The organism is Bradyrhizobium diazoefficiens, assembly GCF_016612535.1.
In the GTDB taxonomy this organism is placed as follows: Bacteria; Pseudomonadota; Alphaproteobacteria; order Rhizobiales; family Xanthobacteraceae; genus Bradyrhizobium; species Bradyrhizobium diazoefficiens_C.
The window spans coordinates 2,362,325-2,377,417 of record NZ_JAENXS010000002.1 but is presented as its reverse complement, the minus strand read 5'-3'; the positions used below and the strand labels follow the sequence as shown (position 1 = coordinate 2,377,417).

General features: G+C 59.8%; 9 protein-coding genes. 4 read left to right on the top strand and 5 right to left on the bottom strand.

Features of this window, described 5'->3' with window-relative positions; all coding sequences use genetic code 11:
• Positions 1 to 381: 381 nt before the first annotated feature.
• The 5 genes from JJE66_RS27985 to JJE66_RS27965 form a co-directional block, all read right to left on the bottom strand.
• Positions 382 to 2,097 carry a vanadium-dependent haloperoxidase gene (locus tag JJE66_RS27985; protein WP_200517671.1) on the bottom strand — a complete coding sequence of 572 codons (1,716 nt, stop codon included), beginning with the start codon at positions 2,095 to 2,097 and terminating at the stop codon, positions 382 to 384.
• 416 nt (positions 2,098 to 2,513) lie between these two features.
• A complete protein-coding gene (locus JJE66_RS27980) occupies positions 2,514 to 3,212 on the bottom strand; it encodes a hypothetical protein (protein ID WP_200517670.1) in 699 nt (232 codons plus the stop codon).
• Positions 3,209 to 4,636 carry a S8 family serine peptidase gene (locus JJE66_RS27975; protein WP_200517669.1) on the bottom strand — a complete coding sequence of 476 codons (1,428 nt, stop codon included), beginning with the start codon at positions 4,634 to 4,636 and terminating at the stop codon, positions 3,209 to 3,211. The genes JJE66_RS27980 and JJE66_RS27975 overlap by 4 nt, the downstream gene beginning before the upstream one ends.
• Positions 4,637 to 4,657: 21 nt before the next feature.
• Positions 4,658 to 5,698: a hypothetical protein gene (locus JJE66_RS27970; protein WP_200517668.1), complete on the bottom strand. Its 1,041-nt coding sequence runs from the start codon at positions 5,696 to 5,698 to the stop codon at positions 4,658 to 4,660.
• A gap of 263 nt (positions 5,699 to 5,961) precedes the next feature.
• Positions 5,962 to 9,987, bottom strand: a complete 4,026-nt coding sequence (locus JJE66_RS27965) for a CHAT domain-containing protein (RefSeq protein ID WP_200517667.1) — start codon at positions 9,985 to 9,987, stop codon at positions 5,962 to 5,964.
• Between JJE66_RS27965 and JJE66_RS27960 the strand changes: the two genes are divergently transcribed.
• The 4 genes from JJE66_RS27960 (at position 9,959) to JJE66_RS27945 (ending at position 14,977) form a co-directional block, all read left to right on the top strand.
• A complete protein-coding gene (locus JJE66_RS27960) occupies positions 9,959 to 11,134 on the top strand; it encodes a S1C family serine protease (protein WP_200517666.1) in 1,176 nt (391 codons plus the stop codon). The two genes, JJE66_RS27965 and JJE66_RS27960, sit on opposite strands and share 29 nt — an antisense overlap.
• A 9-nt stretch (positions 11,135 to 11,143) precedes the next feature.
• Positions 11,144 to 11,500, top strand: a complete 357-nt coding sequence (locus tag JJE66_RS27955; protein WP_246756561.1) for a KTSC domain-containing protein — start codon at positions 11,144 to 11,146, stop codon at positions 11,498 to 11,500.
• Positions 11,501 to 11,566: 66 nt separating this feature from the next.
• Entirely contained in the window at positions 11,567 to 12,316 is a 750-nt protein-coding gene (locus JJE66_RS27950) for a DUF4339 domain-containing protein (protein WP_200517665.1), read from the top strand.
• A 537-nt stretch (positions 12,317 to 12,853) separates the two neighbouring features.
• Positions 12,854 to 14,977, top strand: a complete 2,124-nt coding sequence (locus JJE66_RS27945; RefSeq protein ID WP_200517664.1) for a ParB/RepB/Spo0J family partition protein — start codon at positions 12,854 to 12,856, stop codon at positions 14,975 to 14,977.
• Positions 14,978 to 15,093 lie beyond the last annotated feature (116 nt).

Here is a 15,093-nt window from a genome sequence, read left to right as displayed (position 1 = left end):
CGCTGCTACGGTCGCCAGGTTATGCACAAGCAACCCCTGACAACGGAATTGGATTGGGGCCGCGTCCGCCACGCGGACCGGGCCCTATGAGCTTGCGCTCACCGAGTCTTCGTCTCGGCCTTCCGGTAACGGTCCCATCGCGCAAGACATAATGAACGCCGCGCCGGGGCCACTCGCTGAAGGGGCCCCTGTCACTCGCTCGCGAGTGGCAGGTCGCTATCACTGCCCCGTCAGACGGGTGCCGCTGTTAACCGGTCACGGCGTTGCACTCGTCTCGCGTGCCCCCTTCGGGGTCGCTATGCTCACGCTCCCCGGGTGCCATTTCAGGGGAGCGATGCGCTTCGCGCACGCTCGATCACGCTCATCGATTCCTGTCCCGGATCAGGCGACAAGATCGTCGAACACATGGTCCCTGTGAAATGGTGCGAAGGCTGGCGAGTTGTAGAAGCCGGTGAGGTTGGCGTCGTTCTCGACTTCGACATGTCCCATATTGCTGATTGACACCCGATTGCCGTCGAAATTCCAGTACTCCCAGCCGGGATGCTCATGGTAGTCGCCGCTCTGCCGACGCAAAATGATCGTCGCGATCTTCTCGCCGAGCCGCAGGCTGCGGGTATTGTCGGTTCGCCAATGAACGCCGCCCATGCTGCGCCCCATCGCGACATTGCTGGCGAGCTTGTTCAACTCGCCCTCGACCGTCACCATGTCGCCATCGTCTGCACCGAAGGCCTGAATGGATAGCGGTGTTCCGGCGATTGCGTCCCTGCCGCCTTCGATGACGGGCTTCAGCAGTGCGCCATGATGATCGAACCAGGCCTTCAGGATGGTGACGCATGCGCCGGCGACCGTTGCATGCCCCGCTCCGTACGCCGGATGGGCAGGCGAACCGGCGGAGAATGCTATCGGCAGCAAGAAGTTGCCCTTCTTGTTATATGCGAGAATTTGCTGCGCGGCCTTCGTCGAGAACACAAAGGCTGGAAGGGCCTCGGCGAGGTCCTTGTGGTAAATCGCCTGCATGAGGCCTCCGTAGGCTTCCGGCCGGTGCCTGAGATGCTGGCGCCACTTTTGCCGCCAAATGACCTTGAGCGCCCGGCTCGCCACTTCCGACACCAGTGCCAGCAGATGCGGCCCGCCGAGCGTGCCGAAGGCAATCTGGTTCTTGATCTTGCCGCCGCTGTATGGATTCTGCCTGGACGGCTTCGCGCCCCAGTTGAGCAGTTGAAGCGCAGCGTTGAAATAGGCCTGATGAAGCGCGTCCTTGTTTACGAACCGCGCCAGATCCCGCATCGTGCTGATCGGGCGCAGTCCGGCAAACGTATGGTAGTCGTTCTCATAGTAGTTCGTCCTGGGCTGATCGGGCGGCGTATTCGTATTGTCGCCAGGATAGTTATGACCGTCGTTATCGAGCCCCGTATCCTGCGCCTTCAGCCAGGAGTCCCAATCGCACAGGAAGTCCTGCCCAGCCTTGTATGGGAATTGCTTTTGCAGAATGACCTGGGTGCCGTACGAAATATCGTTGAGGAAGAACTGGCTAACCAGCGGCCCTTTGTTCTCGTCGGGCAAACCGGATCGAAACACGGTCTTGACCGAAATATCGACCGCCTCCGTCGAAATGAACGGCATGCCGGACTGCTTTGCGCCTGGCGCAAGCGGCAGGTCCATACGCCGGAATTCTTTCTTGTGCTGGTCAAAGAGGCCGTGAAGTTCGGTCACCGCTTCGGTAATGCCTGCGTCAGTTGCGAAATCCTGGAGTTTGACATCGCGCAAGAGCGCCATCCAGAACAACTCGGTCATCTCCACCGCCGATGCATGTGAGCGTACGTCCGGCGGCGGCGGCATCGTCATCTGCCGCGGATCTGGGCCGAGCTCCTCGTGCGACCAGCCGGCCTGCGGATTGATCAGTGGCGAGGCGCCGGACGCCTGCGGGACGTTCGCGAAATTGTCCCCGTCCTGGGTGATCCTGTCGAACTGAGCGAATGCGTGCTGATCGACGAGCCCCGACCTCGGATCGTGCTTGAGCGTCTTGTGAAAATTTCCAATTCCCTTGACATCGCGCTTCGCGGGATTCGGTTCATTAGCCATCGGTGTCTTGGTCATCTGAAAAAAATCCTTGTATGCGTTCGCGTCCAGGCAACCGACCACAGGCGTAGCGAACATCCGCTCGCCCGGGCCTGGAGCCAGACTGAAAAAGGCTTTTAGTAGTGTCGATTATAGGAAACGACCAGAGATTGCCGCAGATCATCCTCTTTATCAAGAGGAGGCTGCCAAATTTGTGCGCTCCAGTGGCTTAGATCGTGATCAGAACCTCCATCCGACTTTCGGTGCACCGCATCGGCTGAGAACGACGCGGGCTTGGCCCGAAGCCTTGTCACTCGCTTGGTGACGCTACGCGCCCGTTTACGAAATGGAGTTCGCCGAGACCGCCACCGATCATCGCGAATTCCTCTGGAATAACCCGTCCACTTGGTGGAGCTCGCCGGAGCAACGATAGTCCCTGAGTCACTGAAACCTGCTCATTCAAACAACTTCAAAACGAGTTCGTAGGACTGCGCGCGTGCGCCGCCGAGTTCATTGGCAAGCGGGTTGGATACGTTGACGAATGTGCCCGTTCGCGGTTTCCCGTTGTCACATCCGCCACGTCCCCAAGGCGTGCACTGGTAAACCGCTGGACCCGCTGCAATCCGCTGCAGCATCTTCTCGACGTCCGTTTGTGTCGTCTTAGGCGCTCCGATTGCGCAAGGGGGCGTCGTTCGCTGATACGCGTCTGTCAGATGCTTCGCTCGGTCCTGCGGATCGGATAGCCGCGCCAAGCCCGCGGGGGTAAACAACCAGCGCCGGACGCGCTCGACCTCGCCGTTAAAGGTAAAACCAAACCCATCGGAAATCGCCTTGCACTCAATGGCGTTGCCCGGCAGCCGCCAGGACGAGACATACTCAAGCCACTGCATCGAGCCCTGATTGCCGGCATACTCCCAAAAGCTTGCGGGGCTAAGCCAACCCCGTGACATCACGAATTGAAAAGCCGGTGGATAGCAGGTCTGGATATCACCTTCGGGGACGAGTTGAATCGGTTTGCCATGGTCCCGGCTGAAGCAGGCCTGCAACGCTGGCGGAAGCCTGACGGATTGTGCTTGTGCCAGCGGAATCGCAAAAACAGTTAGCAGCACGAGTGTTGCTGCCTCTAGTCGAGCCACAGTGAAAAGTGATCTCATGCTACACCCCCAAGCGTCAGACGTGAAAAGGCCGCTCTTAGATCAGGAAGAGGTCCAATATGTTGCGTGGCGGATGGGAAATCGGGGGCGTCGCTTTGTGCGGTCCCGGTCTCCACCATCAATTGCCTCATCTCTGAGGGAGGCAACGTTGCCCGTCCGGCGGCCTTCAGGGCCCCGCTGATCGAAGCGACGGCTCCCGTTATGATGGGTGATGCTCCCGAAGTGCCACCGAAGGATTGCGTATAGCATTTTGACTCATCGGCGCTGCTGATGCGGTCATAGTACGAAGGTTCTGACCGTCCTCCGGTAGTCACGATGTCAAGACCCCATCCCTGGACGTCCACGCGGCTGCCGTAGTTCGACCACCAGATGCGTGATCGCGGATGAGCGTCATGGGCCGAATTGCCGCCACCGACCAGAATTGCGCCGGAGTCACGAACTGTCCGCGAGAATGCATTGTTGTAGATCGGCGCATCCAGGTTTTCACCGCCATTGCCGCCAGCTTCCACCACGTGAATTCCTTTGCCGGTCGCATATTTGATCGCGGCAAATTCGGGCAGCCAGTATTCGATCGAAATGAACCCCTGCTGCGACTTGGAATTGTTCCCATGAGTGTTGGGACCCGGCGCGTGCATCTCAAGGAGGATCACATCGCCCTGCGCCATACGATCCGCCGCGAACTTGATCGCCGCTGCGGCATTCCATTTGCGCAGCTTGAAATCATACATGACCGCCGCCGCGGAGAGCGATGACTGGCTCGCAATGCCGGTTACGCCGAAGATGTTGGCATCCCCATGGAAGATTCCGAGCACCGCCGTGCCGTGATCGTTATCCGAATGGGGGCCGTAGATCACGCCGTTGTCGTTGCCTTTCAGATCCTCGTGACCGAAATTCCAGCCGTTCTCGATGTCAACAATCCTGACGCCGGTCCCGCGCCCGCCCGGAATGGTCCACGCATAGAGTGCGTCGATCCCGGCCGGCGCGGGTCCTAGATATCCCTGCTCGCTCGACAAATCCGGTGTGCCAGGCACCGGGACCGACAGCAGGATCTCGGCCGTCGGAACCCGTCGCGATTGGCCGAACTTTACCGGATATTGCCACTCACCCTGCATGTCGGCGTAGACGATGTCGCGCTCGGCCCGCAACCGGTTGACCAGCGTCAGCGCCTGCTGCTGCGTCGGCACGAAGACGTGCGCGTAACCTGCGAGGTCCATGGCCGGGTCCGCCTGCAGATGAGGCAGCGCAAGCATGCTCGTTCTTAGCAAGGCCGGATGCTCGGAGAACACCGGCTCGGGATCTCCGTAGGCGTTTAGATCCTTCCACAGAAGAGCCTTGGCATCGAGAACGCCCTGAAGATCAGGCGCGACAGCCGCAGTCATTGGGCCCATACGCGAGGAGCCGTATTGCCACATCACCCGCCACATGGTTCAGCCCCCTTGAACTCGTCAGCGAATTGTTGGTCGCACCGGAAAGAGCGGCAACTGGTTCGTGATCGTTCCCCGCTTCTTCTGGACCGTCGGCGCTCCTGGTAGCGGCCCGGCTCCATGCGGCTCGGCAGGTGTTGTGGTGATCTCCGCCGTGCCTGACTGAGCCGCTGCCGCAAGCTTCGCGGGCTCGCCGTTAAGCCAGATCTGAATCTGACTTGTGTGCTGGGTTGAGCCGTTTGCGTTTGGTGCGAGCGCGCTCCAGACCGGCGAAACCAGTGTAAATTTGACCTCGAGCCCGACGCTCGCCTGGACGGCAAATGTGTAGATCATCTGAGCGGGTATGAACTGCTCGTTTGCCTCAAGCTTCCTGTCGAGAGCTGCAAAATTGGCCCAGGTCTCGGTGCTGTTATCCTGCAGCCATGCAGCTAAGGGCACTGTCCCGTTGACGGTGACGCGAACAAAGTTCGCCAGCTCCGGATAGTTGCCGCGCGCGAGACCATCGAAATCGCGGGCGACATACCCAGCTTTCCTCAGCCGATCGTCCAGGCCCGGAAACTGGACGACGGGCGGCAACGATGTGTAGCACTGGAAAGGATCGATCTTGTTCAGCGGCGGCGTGAGACGAGCATCCTGAGGCACCAGGAAGCTCCAGTTCAGCTCATACGTGTTCTGATTTCCAGCCGACGGTCCAAAATGCCATGTCCGGGTCGTTGCAGCGTCCACCGTGTTCAGAGGATCAATGGTGGCGCCCACGCCAACCGTGTCCTGAACCTTGAGATCCAGCACGATCAGACCGAACAGTTTTTCCGATAGCTCATAGTGCGGAAAGGTTGCGAACGCATAGGTCCGGTCGAAATTGCGGAGCAGATAGAAGAGATTGCGCCGCTGCCGGTTTGCTTCGATATACGTAATGAGCTCGCATCTCATCGATTTCAGCAAGTTGGGCACTTGCTGGCGGTCGAGGAAAGGATGCGGATCATGGATAACATTGAGGCTCGTACAGGAGCCCAAACACAACGCAGCACAGAGAAGCGCGCCGCGTGAAGCCGCGCCAAACATATCCCGCCCCCAAAAAACAGCGCCGCAAAAACAGTTGTGAATATGATTATTCTTATTGCCTCAGTTTCGGACCAGGCGAACGAGTTGTCAATCACAACTTTGAAACGAAGTATATGAATCCCGCGCTACGCTGTGACGCGCCAGTCAGAGTGAAGCGTGAGTGTGTCTTTCGGGTTCAACGGTTAGACCCACGATCGACCATACTTATTCTGCAAGCTGTCGGTTGGAACGCCCGAGAGTTGCCGAACTGTAAATCCGTACACCTATCGCCGTTCCGAAATCGCCGCGCGGCCGCCAAGGCTGCCGTAAATGACCGGCGCGCCGCGGTCGAAAACAATTCCCTGCGCGAATGCACTCAGTCCGAACGAGGAGTTGTAGGTGGGCACCGCTGCGCCGTCCTGGCCGATCCTGAGCACCGAAAATTCGAGCAGTTCGTCGCCTCCGTCACCCCATCTTTTTGAATTCGACTCCGGCGCCGCTACGCCGAGGCGCCTCACGCCAATCGGCCGCTGCCGCTTGACCACGAAAAGCGTCTCGCCGTTCGCGCTCGCCACAGACTGGACGTTGGAAGGAAACTGGTCGTCATCCTTCCAGAGCGGCGATGGCGTCAGCTCCGGGCTCGCCGCGATAAGAAGTCCTTTGCCGCCGCTATCGCAATATCCCCGCGTCTGGCCGCCGATCATCAGTCGGCTCTCGCCCCCCTCCGCGGCGAAGACCTGATAGTCCGGGATCGTAAGTGTCTTCTTCACCTCAAAGCTCGCGCCGTCCAGCAGATAGACGGCCGCCTGAAGCGGGCCCTGGCACAGTGTGGGCAGGCCGAACAGAGCCTCGTTTGAGCCGAAATTGCCAAACTGCCGGGAGTTGATGATGAGCGCGAGATCCGCGCCGACCCTTGAGAGCAGTGCCCATCTGCCGATGATAAACTCGGATAATCCGACCTTGATATCCTTGCGCGTGATCTCATGCCCATCGTGGTCAAACCGGATGAGGCGCGCCACGCGTTCCTCCGTATGCGATGAATAAGTCGATCCCGACAGCATGACGATGTCGCTCCCGACGGCCAGCGACCCGAACGGCATGTCGTCCACAAGATCCGGCCATGTCGTCTCCCACACCTCGGAGCCGCTCGGCGCAAACCGCCTCACGATCGGGTAAGGATGTACCGACGCCTTATAGCCAAACGCATAGATTTGCGATTGATCGATGAGAAGCTGGCCGGCGCCGATCTCATGCGACGGCGCCGCAAGGCGCGCGCCGTCGGTGGCGGCATCCCTGATGATGCTCGCCATGCTCTTGCCATCCCAGTCCCCCATTACCGAAAGTAACAGGCGGCCGGCATCCGCTTTAGCATCAAGAACTTCGCCGACATCATCGCGATCAATATGCTCATACGCAAAGGCCGTGGCCGTTGAAAGCGGAGCGTCGTCGGGAAGGCTGGCGCCATAGCCGAAGACGATGAAGGGAGCCCAGAAGCGCGGGTGATGGTGGGCCCTGTCGGCCTTGGCGAGGTAGCGTTCGATTCCTTCCGATAAAGCTGCTGATGCGCTCTTGTGACGTTGGTCCTTCCAGGATCTGAAAAATTCCAGAACGAGATCATGCGCGGCGTTGGTTTCCACGGTCCAAAGGGACGCCAGCAATGTCGGAGAGCCCGCGACCGAGAAGGCAGCGGAGAGATCGGTGATACCAATATTCGCGGCCGAGGTGTCGATTCGTGCCGTGTTGCAGGCCGACAAAACTACGAGGCGCGCATCCAGTGGCAGCCGCGTGATCTCGGACGCCGTCAATAATCCATCGTTGAAACTGTCGGAGAGATCGTTGGGCGTCAAAACGAGGGACGCCTCATTGACGCCGGGCACGTCGTTGCGCAGCAGCCCATGCGTCGCAAAATGAATAATGTCGTATTTGCCGAGATCCTTCGTGCGAAAATCTTCTTCCGAAGCGTCCGCGCCCAAAAGGACATCGCGTTTCGATGCCCTCATAAGCTGCGCAACGCTGGTGATTTCATCGGCTGTTTCGGGAAGCGATCCAAGTTCGCTCAGGGCGCCGCGCAGCGAGGCATTCGCATTGCCGCCACGCGTCAGGCTTGCCTGCTGCGTAGCGGTTGAAAGAGCCGGATTGCCGAGCCCGAGATAAGGAAGCGAAGCGTGCTGGTGTGACACGGATGCGCGCGTGCCAAGCAGGTGGCGCGCAGAAATCGAGGTTGCGAATCTGAACTTCTTTCCGAGCCAGCGCGCCGCCAGCAGGTCATAGCCGTCACCCCGACGGGGCGGCGCTTCCTCGAGCAGAGCCGCGAGGGGAATACCGGCGAGCTCCTCCGGAGGGGCAGCATTAACCAGCGAACCCGGCACCAGGCACGCCTCAAGGCCTTTGAAGAGCAGATCGCCAAGCCGGACCGCCGATGCCACCGGATACTGGCTATCCAGTGTATCATCGGGCGCGCGTTCCTGCGTCAGCGCCAGCCGCAACAGCTTGGCGTCCAGGATCGCCTGCTGCGGATTGACATCAGAAACCGAAAAGAGCGCCGTCGTTTTCGAAATGCAGAGGCGGCCCATGCCTTTCAGCGTTGGGAAGAAAGTAAGGAAGACTTCATTGGGTTCGAGGACAGACTGCATCTGCGCGGTCGTCGGATAGCCGATTGCTTTGGCGTAATCCGCATCTTTTGCGAGGGTCTCCCCCAATCGCCCGATCGTCTCCGTGAGGCCCGCATAGGTTGTAATGAGATAGCCGGCCTCTTTCTTGCCGCCCGCCATGAGGAGCTTGATCTGATCGAGCTCCCACTGCCGCTTTTGTTGCAGCAGGAGATAATGGGAGCGCACGGTGGCGCGAGCGCGTTCGGTCTTCTGCGCGCCGATGAGCACGGCAAAATCGCTGGTCTGATGCCGCAGTGTGCGGGACAGCATCTCGCTGCCCTTCAGTGCCAGATCGGCGGCATCCGCCGGGGGATAGTCCGCAAGGGATGTAAGCGCAGTCTCGATGACGAGCAGATCCATCAAAGAAGGAAGCTGAAACCCCTCAAAACGCTGCTTCAGAAACGTCTCAAAGACTTCAATGCGTTCCCTTGCCGCTGTTTGGACCAGTTGAGCGCCTTCTGGCTTGGATGTCCTGAACGTAATAAGCCCGAGCACAAAATGGCGATAGGACTCGATATTCTCGGCAATCAGCCCCTTCAGTTGCCACGTTGGAGGGATCGAGGCGAACAGCGGCTTCCAGGCCGCCGTTCGGGGCGACTCCCTGGAGCTTTCGATGAGCACATCGGAGAGCGCAAAGTAAAACTCCTGCAGCGTCTCAAAATGCCCCCGTGCAAGGATCGCTTCTCTCTGAGACTGTAGCGGATGGCGCTCGTGAACGGCAGCGGCCTCGTCGGTCGTGCCTTCAAAGAGCAGTGACAGTGAAGCGAGGCTATTGCTGGTCGAAGTGCGGTAGAGCTTGATGCCGTCGTTGATGTCGAGGCGATCGTTCAGCCGGATCGCCTCGTCGAGATAGCTCGCCGCCTTCCTCGACCGGCTCGTCATGGCGAAGAGTTGGTTCGTCAGATGTATGTAACCTGCGAATACCGGCCCTTCATGATTGAAGTTGGCGGAAATGTAGGGATCTATAAGTCGCGCAAGCGCCTGTGCGCTTACGATATCCTGTTGCACGATCAGAGATTCGAGCAGCTCGACCAGCCCCTTGCCGATGCTGTACTTGTCTTTGGGGTCGATCAATAGCAGGCTGATGACAGCGGTGGAGTAAGCTTTTTCAGCTAACCGTTGATTGTTCGACCGCAGGAAATATGTGACCGCCGCCAGGTTGGCCATCATGGCCGGATAAGGTGTCGCGGCGGGATTGAACGGGACCTTGTTGTCCCGGAAGACGCCCGTCTGCACCTCCGGATTATTCGCCCAGACCTGAGCGCGAACCAAATAAGCATAAAGTTCTGAGAAGAGCGCCTTGAGCTTTTCGTCACTCTTGACGATCTCATAGGCCGCAATCTCGGCTTGAACCGCGCAATCAAGCTCATACGCCGTCGTACAGATCTCGGTCAGATCGCGGAGCAGATAAGCCTTGGCAGATTTATCGTCGGTTTGTTTGGCAAGCTCGGCGATCTCCCGCGCCGCCTCCCGGACCTGGCCGTGATGAAATTTCTGGTAAGCGGCCTGTTTTCGGCTTTCCAAATCCGGCGCGGGCTGTGAAAATGCGCGCGAAACGGGAATGAACTGCAAGGTTGTGCAGAGCACCATCGCTGCCAGCAACTGCATCAGGGATGGGGAGCCCGATCGTATGAAGCGTGCCGTTCTGTCAGCCTTCATTGCCGTCGCCCTCACGGATACAGCCGTGGCCCAGGCAGACTTGGTCGGCAAGGCCCTCCCGGCGTCGCCCGAGAACGCTAGCATACTCTCGCTTGAGAGCACCCCCGAACTTTACGATATGGGCGGTCTCGGCATCTCGCTTGCCAGCAAGTATGCCGGCGCCAAGCTCGCGGACGCGCCTTTCGCCAGCCGCGGCCGGCACGATTCCGAGATCTACCGGTTGCTATCGCCCTCCGTCGTCATCGTCGTCACCGACACCAGCATTGGTTCAGGTTCCTATATCGGGCCCGGGGACACGGTCCTGACCAACTGGCATGTGGTCAAGGGCTTCCAGAAGGTCGGTCTCCTGTTCAAGCCGCCAACCGAGGGCAGCAAGCCATCCGAGGCGGACTTCGAGATCGCGCAGGTCGTGAAAATCGATCCGGGCCACGACCTGGCCCTCCTTCGCCTGGCGGCGACCCCGCGCGACGTCAAGCCGATCGCCCTGGGCTCCGAAGCCGACATTCAGGTCGGCGCCGACGTGCACGCGATCGGGCATCCGACCGGAGAGGCCTGGACCTACACCAAAGGATTTATCAGCCAATACCGTAAGGACTACGAATGGCGCGACGAAGAAGGTGCGCACAAGGCAAGCGTGATCCAGACCCAGACACCGATCAATCCCGGCAATTCGGGCGGCCCCCTCCTATCGGACGATGGCAAGCTCGTCGGCGTGAACGCCTTCAAGGCCAAGGGCGAAGCGTTGAACTTCGCGATCTCCATCGCCGATGTCCAGGCGTTTCTAGCCAAGGCCGGTCAGCCGATACCGGCCAAAGCGCCGGCGACCTGCAAGTCGGTGAAACTATATGAGGGAAGGGACCGGCAGAACATCGCTGGGCTCATCCAGTACGATACGAACTGCGATGGCAAGCCCGACTATTCCTTCGTCACGCCTGACGACCTCACCAAACCCATCTCGGCGCATCTCGATACGAACTTCGACGGCAAGACGGATATCTCGGTCGCAGACCGCAATCGCGACACGAAGTGGGATATCTCTTTTCATGACGTTGATTTCGACGGAAAGATCGATCTCGTCGGCTATCACGCCGACGGCAAGCTGACGCCCTCGCGCCTCGACAAATACATACCCGGCACCCGTTATTGAGGATCCGCCTTGCGCCTGAAACGAACGCTGTGGGTTGCGTCGCTTGCGCTCTTCGGCGCGTACCTGCTGCCGTCGCATGGCGAGACAGTCAACGTCAAATACCGAGGTCCCGTCGATCTCAAGACATTTTCCTGTAACGATATCAGCCGCAGCAGCTTTATCACGCGTGTCTGCTATGATGACACCAAGCAATATATGATCATTCGCCTCAATACGACCTACTATCATTATTGCGAATTTCCAAAGGCCATACTGAGTGCGTTTCTCGAAGCGCCATCGATGGGCACATTCTACAACGAGCGCATCAAGGGAACGGGCTCGGACGGCCCGTTCGATTGCCGCACCCACCGAGTCCCGCCCTACTGAATTCACAGCGGCGCGGCAGAGCGCCTATGCCGATCCGGATGTACTCGTTTAAGCGAAGGAGGGCTCATGTCCGCCTGGTATTACGTCGATCAGCATCGGCAAACCGTCGCCCCGCTACCGCAGGACCGGTTGATCAGTCTCTTGAGCGGGATGGCGAGACCCGGCGAGGTCTTTGTGTGGTGTGCAGGATTTGATGCCTGGAAGAGAGCGGCTGAAGTTGAACAGCTATTCCCGCCGCCGAAGGTTGCGCAACCTTTGCCCCCGGTACCTCAGGTCCAGTCCGAGCTGACGCGTGCCGCGGCCAGGCAACACGATGCAAAGAGCGCTCGTGCCGCGAATACCGCCTGGGCGAAAGAGACGCTGCAGGGAATCGGAGCCTTTCTCCTCATGCTAGCGATCGGGATTGGTTCCGTAACGCTGCTTATGATGCTTCTCTACGGCGCTACCTGGGCGTCGGAGAACTTGCTGCACTACGTCAGCCTCGCCGCGCAATGGGCGATCGTGGTCTGCATTGTCATTCTGGCTCCACTGTCGGCGTTTCGAAAGACGCGCGTTGTCAGCGCCATCGGTTTCTTCTCTTCCTCCTATATTTTCGGGACCTGCCTCTGGATGATCGGTCTCCTGACGGCCTATTTCTATTGGGGATTGAAATCGATCATCATCGGCATGTGCATGTTTGGGGTCGGCCTGGTGCCCGTTGCACTCCTCGCCTCGCTCTTCAATAGTGACTGGACGGCCCTCTCAATGATGCTGATCGGCGTCGTCCTGACTTATGGGGCCCGCATGCTGGCATTTTGGATGTTTGAGAACGTCTGATCAGGCTTCAGTTTGACGTGCGTACAGCGGCTTCGCAAGAGGACGTGGGCTGAGCAGCTCTTATTCGTTTTTGCGCACCACATGGCGCCAAAGAACGGGCGCGTTCGCTCGCGGACCAGGCTCTACGCGTTGCGCTTACCGAGCCCATCGGTCTCGGCCCTTCGGGTGACGGTCCTTCGCGCAAGAATTATGTGCTTCTCGCCGGGGGCACTCGCTGAAGGGGCCCGCCTGCGGCGTCGCTATCACTGTCCCGCGCCCGGGTGCCTTCTTAACCGGTCTCGCGACTGCACTCGGTCCCGGGTCCCGCCGCTGCGCGTCGGCGCTATGCTGACCCTCCTGCGGGTGCCTTTTTCCGAGCCTCCGCTTCGCTTCGGAACTTCTTTGAAGGGAACGACGAAGCCGCGTGATGCATCCTTATGCTGTGTCTCACCCCCGAGTTCGTGTCGTGCGGCAGAGAGTGAGAGGGACGTCGATTCCTCCGTGGCGGGTTGGAGGTCGAGAGAGAGTCTCCCGATCGCCCGTCGTGGAGACGACGACATGGCAAGCGTTCAGAAAATCAAACTCAGTTCTTCCCGCGATATTCCCTTCAACAAGCTGGTCTTGAGCCAGTCCAATGTTCGGCGTGTGAAGGCAGGCATCTCGATCGAGCAACTGGCGGAAAGCATTGCGCAACGCACGTTGCTGCAAAGCCTAAGCGTTCGTGCGGTCCTCGATGCGGATGGCCAGGAAACCGGAATGTTCGAGGTGCCAGCCGGTGGGCGGCGTTATCGTGCCCTCGAATTGTTGGTGAAGCAGAAGCGCTTGGCCAAGACCCAACCCGTGCCGTGCGTGGTCCGGGATAACGGTATCGCTGAGGACGATTCTCTTGCCGAGAATGACGAACGAATCGGCCTGCACCCCCTCGATCAGTTCCGCGCGTTCCGGAGCTTGCATGATGGCGGGATGAGCGAAGAAGAGATCGCCGCACGTCACTTTGTGACGCCTGCGATCGTCAAGCAGCGACTGCGCCTCGCATCGGTCTCCCCGAAACTCCACGACGTCTATGCCGACGACGGCATGACGTTGGAGCAGTTGATGGCCTTCGCGGTGACCGGTGATCATGCGCGTCAGGAGCAGATCTGGGAGAACGTGAGTCGCTCGAACTATGATGAGCCCTACCAGATCCGCCGTATGCTGACCGAGAATACGGTTCGTGCATCGGATCGCCGCGCGCGGTTCATCGGGTTGGACGCCTACGAGCAGGCCGGCGGCACGGTCATGCGGGATCTGTTTGAGCACGACGACGGCGGCTGGCTGCAGGACGTACCGTTGCTCGATCGTCTCGTGACCGAGAAACTCAAGGCTGACGCCGAGGCGATCGCGGCCGAGGGCTGGAAGTGGATCTCGATCGCCGTTGATTTCCCCTACGGCCATTCCGGCGGCCTCCGGAAGCTTGAGGGCGAGCCGGCTGATTTGACGGAGGAGGAGCGGGCGACGCTTGATGCGCTCAACGCCGAGTACGACAAGATCGAGGCGGACTATCAGGACGCCGTTGAACTGCCCGACGAAGTCGATCAGCGTCTTGGCGAGATCGAAGCGGCACGGTCCGCATTTGAAGCCCGATCCCTGATCTACGATCCGGCAGAGATCGCCCGCGCCGGTGTATTCATCAGCATCGATGCCGAGGGCTCGCTGTCGGTGGACCGAGGCTACGTTCGGTCAGAGGACGAGGCACTCGTCGTCGATGATCTGGAGATCGGCGCACAGGACGAAGAGGAGGGCGGTGAACGACCAGCAACCGTTGGTTCAGTCCAACGTGCGGTCATCACTGTCGGCGGCGCGCCGGCAGAACCCGTCGATGAAGACGAGGACGACAGCGTTAAACCGCTGCCGGATCGGCTCATCACCGAGCTGACCGCACATCGCACGCTGGCGCTACGCAACGCATTAGCGAACAATCCAACCGTTGCCTTCCAGGCGGTACTGCACAACTTTGTGCTGGCGACGTTCTATCGTTTCGCGTCGTCGAGCGGTTGCCTGGAGATCGCGATCCGGACGCCGGCGTTTCCCGCATCTGCGCCGGGCTTGAAGGAGAGCGCGTCGGCTGAGGCCGTCGACACCAGGCACGACGGGTGGAAGGTCCGCCTTCCCAAGGACGAAGGCGACCTCTGGGACGCCCTCACTGCGCTTGGCGGGAAGGAACAGGCTGCGCTGTTCGCTCATTGTGCATCATCCGCAGTCAATGCGCTCTATGAGCCGGCTAACCGCTACAATGAGAGCCGGGTCTCCGCCCATGGCGTCCGCCGAAGGCTCGATCAGGCCGACCTCCTTGCTCGCTCGGTCGGACTCGATATGGCGGCAGTGGGCTGGAAACCGACCGTCGACAACTATCTCGGCCGGGTCACCAAGCCTCGTATTCTCGAAGCCGTGCGTGAGGCGAAGGGCGAGCCATCGGTCCAGCTCATCGACCACCTCAAGAAGGGCGACATGGCCCGCGAAGCCGAGCGGCTGCTCGATGGCACGGGTTGGCTGCCCGAACCGCTTCGTCTCGTGGAGATAGATACCGTGGGGCAAGACGCCAACGCTGACGTTGAGGCCTTGCCTGAATTCCTCGCGACCCCCGAGGACGAAGCCACCGCGGATGCCGAAGAGGAGCGGCCGCACATCATCGCTGCTGAATGATCCACACTTGCGGGGCGGCTTCGACCACCCCGCAACCCGTGTGGCCGATGTCCTGCGGGACGTCGGGTCTTGAGAGGAAGAGGGCGGCCGGGAGGGATTTGAGCCGGCGTGGTCGA